Source organism: Nocardiopsis camelliae, assembly GCF_028993595.1.
GTDB lineage: Bacteria > Actinomycetota > Actinomycetes > Streptosporangiales > Streptosporangiaceae > Nocardiopsis > Nocardiopsis dassonvillei.
Genome location: NZ_CP118614.1, coordinates 5,229,901 through 5,245,751 on the forward strand (window position 1 = coordinate 5,229,901; position 15,851 = coordinate 5,245,751).

Annotated in this window: 15 protein-coding genes; 4 read left to right on the forward strand and 11 right to left on the reverse strand. The window is 72.7% G+C overall.

Going from position 1 to position 15,851, the window contains the following annotated elements; translation table 11 throughout:
- Positions 1-135: 135 nt before the first annotated feature.
- Positions 136-1,191 carry a trypsin-like serine peptidase gene (locus PV789_RS22800; RefSeq protein ID WP_274974482.1) on the forward strand — a complete coding sequence of 352 codons (1,056 nt, stop codon included), beginning with the start codon at positions 136-138 and terminating at the stop codon, positions 1,189-1,191.
- A gap of 83 nt (positions 1,192-1,274) precedes the next feature.
- Here the strand turns inward: PV789_RS22800 and PV789_RS22805 are convergent, their stop codons facing one another.
- Positions 1,275-2,699: an aldehyde dehydrogenase family protein gene (locus tag PV789_RS22805; protein WP_274974483.1), complete on the reverse strand. Its 1,425-nt coding sequence runs from the start codon at positions 2,697-2,699 to the stop codon at positions 1,275-1,277.
- A gap of 311 nt (positions 2,700-3,010) precedes the next feature.
- Between PV789_RS22805 and PV789_RS22810 the strand changes: the two genes are divergently transcribed.
- Positions 3,011-4,816 carry a hypothetical protein gene (locus tag PV789_RS22810; protein ID WP_274974484.1) on the forward strand — a complete coding sequence of 602 codons (1,806 nt, stop codon included), beginning with the start codon at positions 3,011-3,013 and terminating at the stop codon, positions 4,814-4,816.
- A gap of 43 nt (positions 4,817-4,859) precedes the next feature.
- Here PV789_RS22810 and PV789_RS22815 read toward each other — a convergent pair whose 3' ends face one another.
- A complete protein-coding gene (locus PV789_RS22815) occupies positions 4,860-5,351 on the reverse strand; it encodes an AAA family ATPase (RefSeq protein ID WP_274974485.1) in 492 nt (163 codons plus the stop codon).
- A 74-nt stretch (positions 5,352-5,425) separates the two neighbouring features.
- On the opposite strand from PV789_RS22815, the gene PV789_RS22820 reads away from it, so the two are divergent.
- Entirely contained in the window at positions 5,426-6,310 is an 885-nt protein-coding gene (locus PV789_RS22820) for a 3-methyladenine DNA glycosylase (RefSeq protein WP_274974486.1), read from the forward strand.
- An 82-nt stretch (positions 6,311-6,392) separates the two neighbouring features.
- On the opposite strand, the gene PV789_RS22825 is transcribed toward PV789_RS22820, so the two are convergent.
- The 7 genes from PV789_RS22825 to PV789_RS22855 all read right to left on the reverse strand — a co-directional run bounded on the left by PV789_RS22825 (position 6,393) and on the right by PV789_RS22855 (position 13,768).
- Positions 6,393-6,806: a thiol-disulfide oxidoreductase DCC family protein gene (locus PV789_RS22825; RefSeq protein ID WP_274974487.1), complete on the reverse strand. Its 414-nt coding sequence runs from the start codon at positions 6,804-6,806 to the stop codon at positions 6,393-6,395.
- A 134-nt stretch (positions 6,807-6,940) separates the two neighbouring features.
- Positions 6,941-7,357: an SdpI family protein gene (locus PV789_RS22830; protein WP_274974488.1), complete on the reverse strand. Its 417-nt coding sequence runs from the start codon at positions 7,355-7,357 to the stop codon at positions 6,941-6,943.
- Positions 7,358-7,591: 234 nt separating this feature from the next.
- Complete coding sequence (locus tag PV789_RS22835) at positions 7,592-8,695, reverse strand: ABC transporter ATP-binding protein (RefSeq protein WP_274974489.1); 1,104 nt, start codon at positions 8,693-8,695, stop codon at positions 7,592-7,594.
- A complete protein-coding gene (locus PV789_RS22840; protein WP_274974490.1) occupies positions 8,692-9,807 on the reverse strand; it encodes an ABC transporter ATP-binding protein in 1,116 nt (371 codons plus the stop codon). Before PV789_RS22840 ends, PV789_RS22835 begins: the two co-directional genes overlap by 4 nt.
- 1 nt (position 9,808) lies before the next feature.
- A complete protein-coding gene (locus PV789_RS22845; RefSeq protein ID WP_274974491.1) occupies positions 9,809-10,852 on the reverse strand; it encodes an ABC transporter permease in 1,044 nt (347 codons plus the stop codon).
- The gene (locus tag PV789_RS22850) at positions 10,852-11,856 is read right to left on the reverse strand and encodes an ABC transporter permease (RefSeq protein ID WP_274974492.1); all 1,005 of its coding nucleotides are present in this window, start codon (positions 11,854-11,856) and stop codon (positions 10,852-10,854) included. The genes PV789_RS22845 and PV789_RS22850 overlap by 1 nt, the downstream gene beginning before the upstream one ends.
- Before the next feature lie 244 nt (positions 11,857-12,100).
- Entirely contained in the window at positions 12,101-13,768 is a 1,668-nt protein-coding gene (locus PV789_RS22855; RefSeq protein WP_274974493.1) for an ABC transporter substrate-binding protein, read from the reverse strand.
- Between the two features lie 341 nt (positions 13,769-14,109).
- On the opposite strand from PV789_RS22855, the gene PV789_RS22860 reads away from it, so the two are divergent.
- Positions 14,110-14,517: a hypothetical protein gene (locus PV789_RS22860; protein WP_047868227.1), complete on the forward strand. Its 408-nt coding sequence runs from the start codon at positions 14,110-14,112 to the stop codon at positions 14,515-14,517.
- Positions 14,518-14,652: 135 nt separating this feature from the next.
- Here PV789_RS22860 and PV789_RS22865 read toward each other — a convergent pair whose 3' ends face one another.
- Positions 14,653-15,147, reverse strand: coding sequence for a hypothetical protein (locus tag PV789_RS22865; RefSeq protein WP_274974494.1), 495 nt, complete (start codon positions 15,145-15,147; stop codon positions 14,653-14,655).
- Positions 15,148-15,254: 107 nt separating this feature from the next.
- Entirely contained in the window at positions 15,255-15,785 is a 531-nt protein-coding gene (locus PV789_RS22870; RefSeq protein WP_274974495.1) for a gluconokinase, read from the reverse strand.
- Positions 15,786-15,851 lie beyond the last annotated feature (66 nt).

A 15,851-nucleotide genomic window follows, 5' to 3' on the forward strand; every position in this document is an offset into this window, starting at 1 on the left:
CCGGCGAGGGACCGGGCGCCCTCCGGCCGCCTCCGGCGCGCCCCCGTGCCGGAGGCGGCCCCTTCTTCCCCCGCCGCGCACGACACAAACACAAAGTAGCCACTCGACTACCGAAAGTGTGCGAGGATGCTCGTCATGACCTCGTCCACCGCACACAGGATTCTCGCCCCCCTCGCCGCCGCGGCGGTCGCCGCCGGGGGCCTCTTCCTCGCCGAGCAGCTCCCGGCGCCCGCGTCCGCCGTCACCCAGGCCATCCACTCCCCCGCGCTTCCCGCGCAGGAGGACCGCGAGGCCCTGTCGCACGTGACGGGGCTCTCCCACCAGAGCGCCGCCGTGACCGGCGACCAGCACCGGGCCGTGCTGGACTACTGGACCGAGGAGCGCATGGCCGCCGCCAAGCCCATCACCGGCATGCTGGAGGACGTCCTCACGTCCGCCGAGGGCGGGACTGCGCCGGACGAGGCAGTGGAGCACCAGGCCGCGCCGCGCTCCGACAGCGAGGGCGAGCGCTGGACCTCGGGCGGGCTGGTCACCAGGACCACCGGCAAGGTCTACCTGACCATGGACGGGCGCGACTTCACGTGCTCGGCGTCGGTGGTGGACGCGGCGAACCGGAGCACCGTGGTCACCGCCGGGCACTGCGCCAAGGACGGCCGGGGCTCGTGGGCGCGCAACTGGACCTTCGTGCCCGGCCACGCGGACGGGGAGAGCCCCTACGGCCGGTTCACCGCCAGCGACCTGCTGGTGGCGCCCGAGTGGTCGCGCCAGGCGGACGACAGCTACGACTTCGCCATGGTGGTGCTCAACCCCGACGGGGACACCACCGTCCAGGAGCGGGTGGGCTCCCAGCGGATCGCGTTCGACGCCTGGACCGAGGACAAGGTGCGCGAGGGGGTGCAGGTCTACACGTTCGGGTACCCGTCGGCGTCCCCGTACGAGGGCAGGCACCTGCACTACTGCTCGGGCCGCACCGAGCCCGACACCGGCGGCACCACGGCCAACGGGGTGCGCTGCTCCATGACGCAGGGCTCCAGCGGCGGCCCCTGGTTCGCCGGTTTCGACACCGGCACCGGCCGGGGCACGATCACCTCGGTGGTCAGCTTCAAGTACGCCGACGACCGCAGCGTCCAGTACGGCCCCCGGCTCGGCCGGGAGGCACGCGAGCTGTACGAGCAGGCGGCCCAGCTGTAGAACCCGCGGAACGAGCGGTGTCCCCCGGCCCCCGTGGCGCGGGGGACACCGCTCGTTCCGGGTTCGGGGCGGCCCCGGCGCCGCTACAGGTCGATTCCGGTCAGGACCAGGACCCGCTCGTAGGACAGGTCGGTCATGGCGGCGCGCACGCCCTCCTTGCCCACACCCGACCCCTTGACGCCGCCGTAGGGCATCTGGTCGGCGCGGAACGTGGGCACGTCGCCGATGACCACGCCGCCGACCTCCAGCTCGCGGTGGGCGCGGAAGGCGGTGGGCAGGTCGCGGGTGAACACGCCCGCCTGGAGCCCGAAGTCGCTGTCGTTCACCGCGGCGAAGGCGGCGTCGGTGTCGGCCGCGCGCTGGAGGACCAGCACCGGACCGAAGACCTCCTGGCGCACCACCCGGGAGCCGTCCGGGGCCTCGGAGAGGACGGTCGGCGCCACGGTCACGCCGTCGCGCGTGCCGCCGGTGAGGAGCTTGGCCCCGGCGGTGACGGCCTCGTCGATCCAGGAGGCCACGCGCTCGGCCGCGGCCTCGTCCACCAGCGGGCCCACGTCGGTGGCGGGGTCGGCGGGGTCGCCCACGCCGAGGGCCTCCACCCGCTCCACCAGGCGCGGGACGAACTCGTCGTACACGGAGTCCTCGACGATGACGCGCTGCACGCCGATGCACACCTGTCCGGCCTGGTTGTTGCCGAACAGGGCCACCCGCTGGGCCGCCCAGTCCAGGTCGGCGTCGGCGAGCACCACGGCGGCGGCGTTGCCGCCCAGTTCCAGGGTGACGTGCTTGTGCGGGGCCAGGCGGGGCAGCTGCCAGCCGAAGGCGCCGCCGGTGAAGGAGACGACGGGCAGGCGCTCGTCGGTGATGAGGGAGGCGGCGCGGTCGTTGGGCATCGGCAGCACCGACACCATGCCGCCGGGCAGGTCCGTCTCGGCGATGATCTCGCCCAGGATCAGGGCGGTCATCGGGGTGGCCGGTGCGGGCTTGAGGATGATGGGCGCGCCGACGGCGATGGCCGGGGCGACCTTGTGGGCGACGAGGTTGAGCGGGAAGTTGAACGGCGAGATGCCCAGGACCGGCCCCTTGGGGACGCGGCGCACCAGGGCCATGCGGCCGGTGCCGCCCGGGTCGGTGTCCAGGCGCTGGAGCTCACCGCTGTCGCGGCGGGCCTCCTCGGCCGCCCAGCGGAACACGGACACGGCGCGTCCGGCCTCGGCGCGGGCCCACTTGATCGGCTTGCCGCTCTCGGCGGTGATGGTGCGGGCGATCTCCTCGGCGTGCTCGCCGATGCGCCGGGAGACGTGGTCGAGGGCGTCGGCCCGCACGTGGGCGGGCAGGGCGGCGGCCTCGGCGGCGACCGCGTGCGCGGCGGCCACCGCCTCCTCGATCTGTTCGGCGGTGGGCACGGAGACGGTGCCCGCTTCCTCGCCGGTGTAGGGGTTGACGAGGGTGATCTCGGTGTCGCCGGTCGCGGCGGTGCCGGCCAGCCAGAACGGACGCGTAGACATGCCCGTGACGCTAGTGCCCCCTTCTCCCGGCATGCCTTGTCCACCGTTGCCAACACGAACGCGGGAGTTGGCCACAGTGGCGCAAGAACGACGCGCGCAGGGCTCCGCGCTCCGAACAGGGGCGACAGCGGGGGGTGTACACCGGGGTGACGGGCGGTATCGTCTGAGGATCAGACAGCCTGACCGGGGATCTTTGGTCGGCCGACTGGCGCCGGCGACCTCCTTCGTCCACAGTGGTGAGGAGGGCTCTGCCAGCGCGTTCGGCCGGACCCTCGGGTCCGCCACCGCCGACGGGATCCCGGGAGTGCCCATTGCCGCTTGTCTACCGCACGCTCGTCGCGGTCCCGGAGCACGACGGCGACCTGGTCGCCGTCACCTCGACGGTCCTGTCGCGGTGGTTGAGCAAGCGCGGCAACTCGGGCGCGCGCGTGGACTTCTCCGCGTCGGGGCGCCATGAGCTGAGCAACCGCTCCCGCGCCCTGGTCGTGCGGCACGACAACCCCGACGAGGGCCTGTCCTTCCTGCGGCTGACCACCGAGTCCGACAAGACGGACGGCGTGTGGCGGACGGTCGCCACCGCTGTCGTGGACCCGGCGCTGTCCCCGTGGCGGTACGTGTGGATCGACATGACCGTCACCCCCTCCCCGGCGGATGAGGGCTCCGAGCAGCCCCGGCTGGACGTCATGCCGCCCGAGGCCGCGCGCATGCTCCTGGAGGCGGTGCACGGCCACGACGGCGGCCACCCGCTGCCGCCCGCGCCCCGGATCGTGCGCGGGCGCGACGACGACCTCGTGGACACGCTCGTGGCCACGATCCGCGACCCCCTGCGGCGCATGGCGGTGGTGGCCACCGGTTCGCCGCGCGACGTGACCGTCGCCGACTGGCGCGGGGCCATGGCCGGAGCCCTGTCGCGCTGCACCGGCATGTGCTCGGGGTACGTGCTCGACGACGCCGCCCTGGAGCGCGTCGGCGCGCTCCTGCCGCCGGGCCTGGACGTCCCGCCCGGCGGGGTGCGCACCTTCTTACCCGGGGTGGACCCGCACGACGAGGCGGACGCCGCACGCCACCCCAGGATGAGCCCGGCCACGCTGGACACCGCGCGCGACGGCGAGCGCATCCGCAACTGGGTGGGCGCCGCCCTCTCGCGGCGGGTGCGCGACAACGCGCTGGAGGTGGGCCTGCCCGGTCCGCTCCAGGCCGTGGACGCGCTGCTGGAGGAGGAGACCGACGACCTGCGGCGGTCCGGACCCGGCACGGCGCGGCCGCGGGTGAGCGTGCCCGCGGCCCGGGGCGCGGCCGTCGTGCACCAGGCGGCGCAGGGCGGGGCAGGTACGGCCGGGGCCGCCTCGGCGCTGGAGCGCGAGGCCCTGGAACAGCAGGCCCAGCGGCTGCGGGAGGAGGTCACCCGGCTCGGCGCGCGGGTCAGCGAGCTGTCCGAGGAGCGCCACGGGCTCCTGGCCGAGACCGCCGACCTGAGCGAGGAGCTCGACACCGCCCGCGAACAGGCGCGCGCCGCCCGCTACGAGGCCCGCTGGCTGCGCGAGCAGGCGCGCGAGGCCGGGCTGTTCCGGCTGGCCGCGGCGCCCGCGCCGAGCGACCCGCAGCGGCGGCCCCCGGTCAGCGTGCGCGAACTGCTGGAGCGGATCACCGACGACTCGGTCCTGCCGCACCTGTACTTCACCATCGAGGACGCCACGGTCTACGAGCTGTCCGACAGCCGCAAGGAGTCCCTGTGGGTCACCCGCGCGTGGGAGGCGCTGCTGGCCCTGAACGACTACGCGCGCTACCAGTTCGACAACCCCGGCACCGGGCTGGGCTTCCACTCCTACCTGCGCGAGACCCCCGACGGGTACCAGGTGATCCCGATCAAGCGGTTGGCCTCGCAGGAGTCGGACCACGTGCGCAACCGGGGCAAGCTCAACGACAAGCGCCTGTTCCGGGTGCCCGAGGAGGTGGAGCCGAGCGGGCGGCTGCCCATGTACGCCCACATCAAGCTCGACATCGAGTACGGGATCTGTCCGCGGCTGTACTTCTACCCCGACCTGGGACCGGGCACCACGAACCGGGTCTACATCGGCTACCTGGGCCGCCACCTGCCCGTGCAGCAGTCCAACTGAGGCCGCCCGGGTACGCGGACCGGGGCCGGGCCGCGTCAGGGGCCTACCCCCCGGCGAGGCGCAGGATCTCGTCGACGACGCTCGCGAGCGGTCTGGTGGCGTCGACGACCGTGCCGTTTCGGGGAACGTCCTCCTTCGTCCGGTGCAGGTGCGCGATGAGGTCCCGTTCGGCCCGGCTGCCGCCCCACTCCCCCTTCGGCCGCCCGTCGAGCCGCCGGCGCAGCGTCCGCGGGTCGACCTCCAGGACGAACACCCCGTCGAACAGCCCGATGAAGTCGGGGAAGTTCCTGGAGCCGCCGCAGAAGAACGTCACCGCGCTGCCCCGGTCGGCGACCAGGGACCTGACCCGGTCCACGTGCCAGAGGTGGTGCTCGTGCCGCAGGCCCTCCGTCGGCTCACCGGTTCGCGGGTCGCCCTGGTAGGCCAGTTCCCGGTCGCCGTCGACGGCGTGGTGCCCGCGCCGCCGCAGTTCCGCGCAGACCGAGGACTTGCCGGTGCCGGAGACGCCCTCGACCAGATAGTTGCGCACGCCCATCACCGGAGCGTACAAGAACGCGTGCGACGTGACGCGGGGGCGGGGGATCCCGCGGCGCGCGTACCCTGGGGGCCGTGACGGAAGCGAGTACGCGGGCCCCGGCAGCCCTGCCCGAGGAGCTGTGGCGCGAGCGCGCCGAGCGGCACCGCGACCGCGTGGACGCGCTGGTCGGGGACCACCTGCGGCGGCGCCGGGAGGGCGTGCGCCACCCGGTGGAGGACTTCCTGTTCACCTACTACAACCTCAAGCCCGCGCAGCTGAGGCGCTGGCACCCGGGCGCGGGGACGGTGCTGCTGGGCGAGGGCGCCCGCGCCCGCCTGGACGAGCGGTTCTACGCCGAGCTGCCCGGGGGCGCGGTGGGCCTGGACACCGCGGCGTTCCTGGCGGCGCGGCCGGTGCTGGACTTCGTGGAGCGGCTGCTGTCGTCGGTCGCCGGGCGCCCCGCCCACCTGGGCTGCTTCGGGCTGCACGAGTGGGCGATGGTGTACCGGGCCGGGGAGGTGCGGCACGGACAGGTGCCGCTGCGGCTGGGCCGGGAGGGCACCGACCGGGTCGTGGAGACGCACCGGATCCAGTGCTCGCACTTCGACGCGTTCCGGTTCTTCACCGACGCCGCGCGCCCGCTCAACACGCTCCGGCCCAGCCGGGAGCGGCAGGACGAGCTGGACCAGCCGGGGTGCCTGCACGCCAACATGGACCTGTACAAGTGGGCGTACAAGCTGGCCCCGGCGGTGCCCTCGGAGCTGGTGGTGGACTGCTTCGAACTCTCGCGGGAGATCCGGACTCTGGACATGCGCGCCTCCCCCTACGACCTGGCGGAGTGGGGGTACGCGCCGGTGCGGATCGAGACCGCCGAGGGCAAGGCGGAGTACATGGAGGCGCAGCGGGGGTTCGCCGAGCGCGGCGCGGTGCTGCGCGAACGGCTGCTGGAGGTGTGCCAGGCCCTGCGCGCGGCCTGAGTCCGCGGGCGGCCGGGGCGGCCGGACGCGCGGTCGGCGCGGCGGCGGCCGCTGACCGGCCGCCGGCCACGGGGGCGCCGGGTCACCCGCCCTGCTGAGGGGGGCCGAGACCGCACGAAGGGGCTCCCCCGGGGAGGGGGATGCGGTGGCGGTTGGCGGCCACCCAGCGGTAGGCGGACCGGTTGAGCGAGCGCAGCAGCGGCAGGCGCGCCAGGCGGCCCAGCGGCCGGGTGAGCGGGCGCCCGTGCAGCAGGAGTTCGGCGACGGCGTCGCCGCCCGAGAAGCGGCGCCCGTCCGCGTACACGAACCAGGCGCTGGCGTCGGTCTGCTCCGGTGTCAGCCCCGCCGATTCCAGGTCGAAGTCCTGCCAGGCCACGAAGCTGCTGCGGGCGCGCAGCCGATCGCGGGCGAAGACCACCGAGCGCTTGCAGAACCCGCAGTCGCGGTCGTACAGGAACGTCCCGGTGCCGGGGACGGTGTCCAGCGAAGGCCTCATGTCGTCATCGTGCCCGCCCGGGGGCGTCCTCTCCCGGTTCCGGCGGGTGTTCTTCGCCGCCCGCCGCGCGCGGGGACCGTCCACCTGGGGCTCCGCGCCCTGGGTGAGCGATCGCACAGCCCGCCCCACTGCCTTCAGGGGGCGTCGGTGTCGCGGGCGGCCCGGGCCCGCGCGATCCGTTCCGCGCGCCACACGCCCAGGAAGAGCAGAATCAGGCCCGTGCCCACCGGCGCCAGCATGGCGGCCGCCTGGAGACGGATGTCGTCCGTGAAGAAGGGGGTCAGGGCGACGGACAGCGCCATGACCGCCCCGGAGGCGATCGTCCAGTTCCCGGCCAGGGCGTGCACGGTGTACCAGGCGTCGTCGGAGAGGGTGTACGTGGTGCGGATGCCGAACACCAGGTTGGGGCGGATCAGTCCCCGAGCGCCCAGCCAGCCCGAAGCGATCAGGATTGCCGGGGCGACCGCCAGAATCGCCATGATCAGGACCATGGTCCAGCCGGTCAGGGGTTCGGTGCCGTCGGACACGGCCTCTGCGAGGAACGGTGGCAAGGGGCTCCTTCCGTCAGAACGCCGGGAGCGCGGGTCCTCCGTCCCGGCGGATGGCGGGTGTCCCACGATAACCGTGCCGTCTCCGGGAATCGCCAGGGCGGCCGGGCCCCGCGCCGCCAGGGGCCGAGGACCGGGCAGAGGACCGCCGCTTCCGGGGAAGGTGCCCGCGCCGCACGGTGGCCCGGCACGGAGGGCGGCCGTCCGGGTCCCGGACGGCCGCCCCCGCCGGTCGGCTCAACCGGTGCCGTGCACGATGCGCTCGGCCATCTCCTCCCTGGGACGGATCTCACCCGAGAGGATCTGCTCGGCGTAGTGGCAGGCCACCCTGTGGGTGCCGCCCTCGGCGCCTCCGACCGGGCGCAGTTCGGGCCGCTCGGTGTCGCACCGCTCCTCCTGCCGCCACGGGCAGCGGGTGTGGAAGCGACAGCCCTTGGGCGGGTCGGCGGGCGAGGGCAGGTCGCCCGCCAGCAGGATGCGCTCGCGGCTGTCCTCCACCTGCGGGTCGGGGACCGGCACCGCCGACATGAGCGAGCGCGTGTACGGGTGCATCGGCGTCTCGTACAGGTCGTCGCTGGAGGCCTCCTCCACCAGGCCGCCCAGGTACATCACCCCGACCACGTCGCTGACGTGGCGGACCACGGCCAGGTCGTGCGCGATGACCAGGTAGGTCAGCCCCAGTTCCTCCTGGAGGCTCTCCAGCAGGTTGAGCACCTGGGCCTGGATCGACACGTCCAGCGCCGAGACCGGCTCGTCGCAGATGATGAGGTCGGGCTCCAGCACCAGCGCGCGGGCGATGCCGATGCGCTGGCGCTGGCCGCCGGAGAACTCGTGCGGGTAGCGGGTGAGCGCCTTGGCCGACAGGCCCACCCTCTCCAGGGCGTCGACCACGCGCCTGCGCTGGTCCTCCAGGACCAGGGCGCGGCGCTCCCTGCCGCCGGAGGGGCCCTCCCCCGGCGGCGGGCCGCCGATCCCGTGGGTCTGTAGCCCCTCCAGCAGGATGGAACCGATGTTCTGCCGGGGGTTGAGGCTGCCCAGCGGGTCCTGGAACACCATCTGGAGGTTCTTGCGTTGGCGGCGCATCGACTCCTCGTCCAGGCCGGCCAGGTCCTGTCCGCCGAAGAGCACCTCGCCCTCGGTGACGTCCACCAGCCGCAGCACCGCGCGGCCCAGGGTGGTCTTGCCGCAGCCGGACTCGCCCACCAGGCCGTAGGTCTGGCCGCTCTCGATCTCCAGGCTGACTCCGTCGACCGCGCGCACGTGGCCGACGGTGCGGTCGAAGAGCACCCCCCTCCTGATGGGGAAGTGCACCTTGAGGTCGTTGATCCGCAGCAGGCTCATACCCGCTCCTCCTCGTCGTCGCCGTCCGGACCGCCCGGGCCGTCCAGCGTGGGCCGGTCGGCCGCGTCCGCGTCCCGGATCGGGTTCACGCACCGGTGCACGTGTGCGGCCGCCGGGCCCCGCCCGGAGCGGCCGCCCTCCTCCACGCCCGCCGCGGCGCCCACCGCCACGAGCTCCGGCGGCCCCTGGAGGCACTCCATCGTGTAGTGGTCGCAGCGGGGCGCGAACGCGCACCCCTGCGCCCAGGCGATGTTGTCGTTGACCGACCCCCGGATGGGGGTGAGCCGCTCACCGCGCGGGGCGTCCAACCGGGGGATGGAGCCCAGCAGGCCCACCGTGTAGGGGTGGGTGGGGTCGGCGAACAGCGGCGCGCGCGGCGCGGTCTCCACCGCCCGCCCCGCGTACAGGACGTTGATGTCGTCGCACAGCCCGGCGACCACGCCCAGGTCGTGCGTGATCATCAGCAGGGCGGTGCCCTCCTCGGTGACCAGGTCCCGGAGCAGCTCCAGGATCTGCGCCTGGATGGTGACGTCCAGGGCGGTGGTGGGCTCGTCGGCGATCATCACGCGGGGGCGGCAGGCCACCGCCATGGCGATGAGCGCGCGCTGGCGCATGCCGCCCGACAGCTGGTGCGGGTACTCGCGCAGCCGCCGGGTGGGGTCGGGGATGCCCACCCGGTCCAGCAGGTCGGCGGCCTCCTTCTCGGCCGCCGAACCGCGCATCCCCCGGTGGCGGCGCAGGATCTCGGTGACCTGGCGGCCGATGGGCACCACGGGGTTGAGGGAGCTGAGCGGGTCCTGGAAGATCATCGCCAGCTGGGAGCCGCGCAGGTCGCGCATCCGCTTCTGCGACAGCTCCAACAGGTCGACCGGGCCGTCGGGCAGCCGCATGACGGCGCTGCCGCCGACCCGCACCCCCCGGTCGGGGAGCAGGCCCATGAGGGCGAGCGAGGTGACGCTCTTGCCGCAGCCGGACTCGCCGACCAGGCCGGTCACCCGTCCCTCCTCCAGGGTGAAGGACACCCCGTCCACGGCCCGCACCTCGTCGGAGCCGCGTCCGCCGAACACCACGGACAGCTCGTCCACCGCCAGCAGCGGCGTGCTGGAACTCATGTCACTTCCTCAGCTTGGGGTCGAGCGCCTCCCGCATCGCCTCACCCAGCAGGGTGAAGCCCAGGGCGGTGACGATGATGGCCAGCGCCGGGTACACGGCCAGCTGCGGCGCGCTGGACAGGAACCGCTGGGCGTCGGCGAGCATGGTCCCCCATTCGGGGAAGGCCGGGTCCGGGTTGCCCAGACCCAGGTAGGACAGGGCCGCCGCGTCGATGATGGCGGTGGCCAGGGTGAGCGTGGACTGCACGATCACCGGGCCGAGCGAGTTCGGCAGGATGTGCACGAGGGCGATCTTGTGCTTGCGCACGCCCAGCGCGCGGGCGGCCAGCACGTACTCGCGGTTGCCCTGGGAGAGCATCGCGCCGCGCAGGAGGCGGGCGAAGATGGGGATCTGCGCCACGCCGACCGCGAACATGACCGTGGTCAGGCTGGGGCCGACCAGGGCGGCGATGGTGACCGCGAGCAGCAGGGTGGGCAGCGCCAGCATCATGTCGATGACGCGCATGACGGCGTTGTCCACCTGGCGGCCCCAACGGCCGCCCAGGACCGCGGCGGCCCCGGCCGCGCCGCCGAGCAGCGCGCCGACGCCGAAGCCGACCAGGGTGGCGACCACGCCGACCAGGAGGGTCTGGCGGGCGCCGATCACCATGCGGGAGAACTGGTCGCGGCCGAGGTTGTCCAGGCCCAGCCAGTTCTCGGCGCGCGGGCCGACGAACACGTTGCGGTTGGGGAAGACCTCGTCGCCCCAGCTCTGGGAGACGGGGTCGTAGGGCGCGATGAGCGGTGAGAACAGCGCCACGACGAGGAACACCACGACGATCACGGCGCCGGTGATGGCCATGGGGCTGCGGCGCATGCGCTCGAAGGCGGTGCGCCAGATGCCCGCGCCGTGTTCGCCCTCCTCGCGCTGGCCCATGAGTTCGGCCAGCCGGTCCACCCTGGCCGCCTTGCGTCCCAGGAGGGGCGTGCGCTGGGCCGCGGTGCCCTCGGGCTCCGGTGCGCCCGCGGGTTCGGACCGGTGGTGGGGGCTCGGTGTCGTCGGCATCACTGGGCCCGCACTCTCGGGTCGAGGAGGCTGTAGGAGATGTCCACCAACAGGTTGATGAACACGTACATGGTCGCGATGAGCAGGATGAACCCGGTGAGGACCGGGTAGTCGCGCCCCTGCGTGGCGGCGTAGACGAACGAGCCGATACCGGGGAAGGCGAAGACGCTCTCGGTGAGCACGGCTCCTGCGAACAGGCTTCCGGTGAGCAGTCCGACCGAGGTGACCACGGGGAGCATGGCGTTGCGCATCACGTGGCGGGTGCGCACGGTGTTGCGGTGCAGCCCCTTGGCGTTGGCGGTGCGCACGTAGTCCTCGCCGACCACCTCCAGCACGCTGGCGCGGGTCATCCGGACGATCACGGCGAGCGGGATCGAGGCCAGCGCGACCCCGGGCAGCACGAGGTGGAGCAGGGCGTCCCACACCACGTCGAGTTCCCCGGTCCGCAGGCCGTCGAGGACGACGAACCCGCTGAGGTCGGTGCGGATCAGGCCCGGCGAGAGCCGGAAGGCGGAGGGGAACATCCCGAGCCGCTCGGCGAAGACCACCTTCAGGATGAAGGCGAGGAAGAACACCGGCGTGCAGATGCCCAGGAGGGAACCGCCCACGGCCGCGAAGTCCAGCACGGAGCCGCGTCTGCGCGCGGCGAGGTAGCCGAGGGGGACTCCGACGACGACCGCGATCAGCATCGCGGTGACCGACAGTTCGAACGTGGCCGGGAAACGGGTGAGGAACTCCTCGGTGACCGGCCGTCCGGTGGAGAGCGAGGTTCCGAGGTCGCCCTGGAGGATACGGCGCAGGAAGGCCAGGTACTGAACCGTGACCGGTTCGTCCAGGCCGAGGGAGCGACGCAGCGCGGCGCGCTGTTCGGCCGTCGCGTCGTCGGGTAGGAGGGCGTACTCCGGTCCGCCCGGCAGCCGTTGCAGCCAGACGAACAGCAGGATCGACAGGCCGCCCAGTGTCGGGATCAGCTGGAGGAGACGCCTGACGATGAATCGCAGCACTTTCGCCGCCTTTCGCCAGTGGTGGGAACTGTGGACGCGAAGCGTCCCCGCCGGATCGCGGCGGGAGTTCGAGCGGGTGGTTCGGACGAGGGGCCCGGGCGGCGCGCGGGCGGCGCGCCCCCGCCGGGCGGTGTCGCGGCACGGGGCGCGCGGCCCCGGACGGACCGTGGACCGCGGCCCCGGGCAGCGGGCGGGCCCGACCGGTGGCCGGTCGGGCCCTTCCCCTCTCCCTCGGGAGGGGGGACTACTTCCAGGAGGCCTCGGAGAAGTTCTCCTGGGTCAGCGGGCTGACGTTGGGCGGGTTGACGTTCGCGGAGAAGGCGATGGACGGCGGGGAGCTGGAGATGGGCAGCCCCGGCAGGATGTCCATGATCTGGTTGTTCAGGTCCTGGTAGGCGGCGACGCGCTCCTCCTCGTTCGGGTTGGTGCTCGCCTCCTCCATGGCGTCGAACAGGTCCTCGTCACGGAAGCCGAACTCGCTGTTGTACTGGGAGAACCAGGTGCCGATGAAGTTGTAGGCGTCGTTGTAGTCGCCGGTCCAGCCGAGCAGGTACAGCGGGCACTCACCGGAGTTGGTGCGCGGGACGTACTCGGTCCACTCGTAGGTGACCGGCTCCACGGTGACGCCGACCGCCTCCAGGTCCGCGGCGATGACGTCGAAGATGTCGCGCGGCGCGGGCATGTAGGGGCGGGTGACGTCGGTCGGGTAGCAGAACTCCAGGGTCAGGTCCTCCTGCCCGGCGTCCGCCAGCATCTCCCGGGCCAGTTCGGGGTCGTACTCGTAGGTCTGCACGTCCGGGGACCAGCCGTCGAGGGTGTCGGGGTGGAACTGGGTCGCGACCTCGCCGCCCTCGGGCAGGATCGTGTCGACGATGCGCTGGCGGTCCACCGCGTGGGCGAGGGCCTGGCGCACCTCCAGGTCGGCGAGTGCCTCGCTGGCTTCCTGCTGGTAGGCCATGTACAGGACGTTGAACACGCCGCGGGTGGGCACCTGGAAGTCGGCCTCGGTCAGGGGGGCGACGTCGGCGGGGGCGACCAGGTCGTAGCCGTGGATGTCACCCGCCTCCAGGGCCTGGCGGCGGGCGGTCTCGTCGGGGATCGCGCGCAGGATCATCGTCTCGAAGCCCGCGGTCTCACCCCAGTAGTCGTCGAAGCGCTGGAGCGTCACCTCGGCCTGGTCGTGGTCCCACTCCTGGACGGTGAAGGGTCCGGTGCCCGCGACGGTTCCGGCCGTCTGGGTGTACTCGGGGAGGGTGAAGTTGCCCTCCTCGCCGGTGATCTCGGCGTCGGCGATGGCCTCCAGCGTGGTGGGGCTCATGATGCCGAACGAGGCGAGGCTGAAGCCGCCGGGGAAGATGGAGGAGTACTCGTCGATCGTGATGACCGTGGTCAGCTCGTCGGTGGCCTCGCAGGAGACGTACCGGGACTCGGCGAGGTCCTCGCTCTCGTTCTCCGCGAAGCCGCCGAAGATCGACTGCCAGTAATAGGAGTTGTTCGAGCTCTGGAAACCGCCGGTGAGGTTGTACCAGCGGTCGAAGTTGGCGCAGACCGCCTCGGCGTTGAACTCGTCGCCGTCGTGGAACACGACGCCGTCGCGCAGGTGGAAGGTCCAGACGGTGCCGTCCTCGGACTGCTCCCAGTCCTCGGCGAGTCCGCCGACGATTTCGGTCCCGCCCGATTCGTGTTCGAGAAGGGTTTCGAAGACCTGCCTGCTGTAACGGAAGGTCTCACCGTCACTGGTGAGGAAGGGGTCGAGGGTTTTGATGTCGCCCGCGGAGGCGAAGACGAAGGGCTCCGACGCGTCGGTCCCCCCGCCCTCGCGGTTACTCTCGGCACACGCTGTGGCCACCAGCGTGAGCGCGGCCGCGGAGGCCAGGAGGGCCAACGGCTTTCGGAAAGGCTTCCTGAACATGGTCCACCTCAGTGCGGGGCCCGGCAGGCCCTGGAACGATTGAGTGGACCCTAGACCGCACCGAGAGCGACTGTGAAGATAGACAGCTGGGTATTAATACAACCGTTTCCCATCTGTGCCGTGATCCATGGGCGCATTTTCGGATACGAGTTGTCGAACAGATGAACGCACTATCACGTGAAACTTCACGGCAACACCCCCGTAACACGGGAAAGAGAATTTTCCCCGCCGCCTGATATCCGATGATGGGATGAAAGGGTGTGTTTTCCGGCCTCGCGGACCCGCCCCGGAGCCCGGGCTCCGGTGTCGGCGGAGGCGCCGGGCGGGCCTATGATCTGCCAATGACCACACCGCTTGACGACGCGGCGCTGACCGCGTTCCTCGAGGGCCAGGAGGCCTCCTGGCTGGCCGAACAGCTGATGCTGGTGGCCGACGAGGATCCCATCACCAGGATCCGGCTGACCGCCGCGGCCGGATCCGAGAGCGCAGTGGACGAGGCGCGCGCCGCCGTCCTCGCCAGGGTCGTGGCCCACCTCCCCCAGGAGGCCGCCCAGTCCCCCGACGACGGCGACGCCCTGCACCGGGCGCTGGACCTGCTGGACGACTTGGCCGACTACGGTTTCGAGGACGAGTCGGCCGACATCGCGGACGAGGCCAGGGAGATCTACCTGGGCCGCCACGGGGAGGACGACAGCGACCACCTGGCGCGGCTGCACGCGGCCGCCGACGGCGAGGACGACGAGGAGTAGCGCGGGAGGGGGACGACGGCGCGCCGTCGTCCCCCTCCCCCTTCGGTCACGCGCGCGGCGGGGACCCCGGCTCCGGCCGCCCCGCCCGCGAGGGACGGGGCGTAGCGGCGGACCGGTCCGCGGGCGCCGGACCTCCTACCGGCCGCACCAGCGGTGGACCTCGGTGCTCCACAGCGCGATGTTGACGACGATGGCGGCGACCGCCACCACGACCGCGGCCAGCAGCAGCTGCGTGTCCACCAGCCGCGCGGCCGCGTACAGACCGGCCACGGCGACCCCCATTCCGGCCACGGCGCCGACCTGGGCGGTGCGCCACAGGGCGTTGCCGCCGCGGCGCACCGGGACGGCCAGGGCTCCCAGGGCCACGCCCGCGAGCGCGGCGGTGACCATCAGGGCGCGCAGGCCGTCGGCGGCGTCCTCGTGCGCGCCCGAGAGCATCCGGTCGCCCGCCAGGTAGGCCAGCAGGCCGTACAAGGGGACGGCGACCAGCATCAGGACGAAGGTCTGGCGCACGTCGCGCGGGGGACGCGCACCGGGGCGGCGCTCCGCGAGGAGGCCCGCCGCGGAGGACCGTGCGGTGCCGAGGATCCGGGAGGCGGGGGACACGGGGGACGAGACGGAGTTCGACATGCCGAACAGCGTCGCGTTCCGGGAGGAACCACGCAAGACGCCCGCGCAACCGTGCACGGAATTCGAGACCGGACGGTGACGTGACCGTGGCCCGCCGCCGCTCCCCTTCAGTCCCCGACGACCGGCGCCTCCGCCGGGCGCAGCAGCGGCCCCACGTACTCCAGGGCCTGCCCGACGAGGGCCTCCACGTCGTCCCTGACGTCGAGTTCGAGGCCGGGCTCGTCCGCCTTCAGCCGTTCGAGGGTGTCGAGCTGCGACTCCAGGAGCGCGGGCGGCATGAAGTGGTCCTGACGGGCCTCGATCCGCCGCCAGATCACCTCGGCGGAGCCGTGCATGTGCAGGAAGCGCACGCCCGGGGCGGCCTGGCGCAGGACGTCGCGGTAGCTGTGCCTGAGCGCCGAGCAGGCCATGACCGTGGACTGGCCGGCGGCCTCGTGTTCGGCGATCCACCGTGCCAGCTCGTGCAGCCACGGCCAGCGGTCCTCGTCGGTCAGCGGCACGCCCGCCGCCATCTTGTCGATGTTGGCCCGGGGGTGGAAGTCGTCGGCCTCGGCGAAGGGCAGGCCCAGCTGCTTGGCCACACGTTCAGCGACAGTGGTCTTGCCGCTGCCCGAGACCCCCATGAAGACAAAGTGCATGGTTTCTCCGTGTCGTGGTGCCCCTGCGTGGCCGCAAGCGTCACCATTAATAGTGATATCAATCAA

Coding starts and splice junctions, on each gene's coding strand:
- PV789_RS22860 (WP_047868227.1), top strand. CDS start 14,110: ATGACCACACCGCTTGACGACGCGGCGCTGACCGCGTTCCTCGAGGGC.
- PV789_RS22870 (WP_274974495.1), bottom strand. CDS start 15,785: ATGCACTTTGTCTTCATGGGGGTCTCGGGCAGCGGCAAGACCACTGTC.
- PV789_RS22855 (WP_274974493.1), bottom strand. CDS start 13,768: ATGTTCAGGAAGCCTTTCCGAAAGCCGTTGGCCCTCCTGGCCTCCGCG.
- PV789_RS22800 (WP_274974482.1), top strand. CDS start 136: ATGACCTCGTCCACCGCACACAGGATTCTCGCCCCCCTCGCCGCCGCG.
- PV789_RS22805 (WP_274974483.1), bottom strand. CDS start 2,699: ATGTCTACGCGTCCGTTCTGGCTGGCCGGCACCGCCGCGACCGGCGAC.
- PV789_RS22835 (WP_274974489.1), bottom strand. CDS start 8,695: ATGAGCCTGCTGCGGATCAACGACCTCAAGGTGCACTTCCCCATCAGG.
- PV789_RS22825 (WP_274974487.1), bottom strand. CDS start 6,806: ATGAGGCCTTCGCTGGACACCGTCCCCGGCACCGGGACGTTCCTGTAC.
- PV789_RS22840 (WP_274974490.1), bottom strand. CDS start 9,807: ATGAGTTCCAGCACGCCGCTGCTGGCGGTGGACGAGCTGTCCGTGGTG.
- PV789_RS22865 (WP_274974494.1), bottom strand. CDS start 15,147: ATGTCGAACTCCGTCTCGTCCCCCGTGTCCCCCGCCTCCCGGATCCTC.
- PV789_RS22815 (WP_274974485.1), bottom strand. CDS start 5,351: ATGGGCGTGCGCAACTATCTGGTCGAGGGCGTCTCCGGCACCGGCAAG.
- PV789_RS22845 (WP_274974491.1), bottom strand. CDS start 10,852: ATGCCGACGACACCGAGCCCCCACCACCGGTCCGAACCCGCGGGCGCA.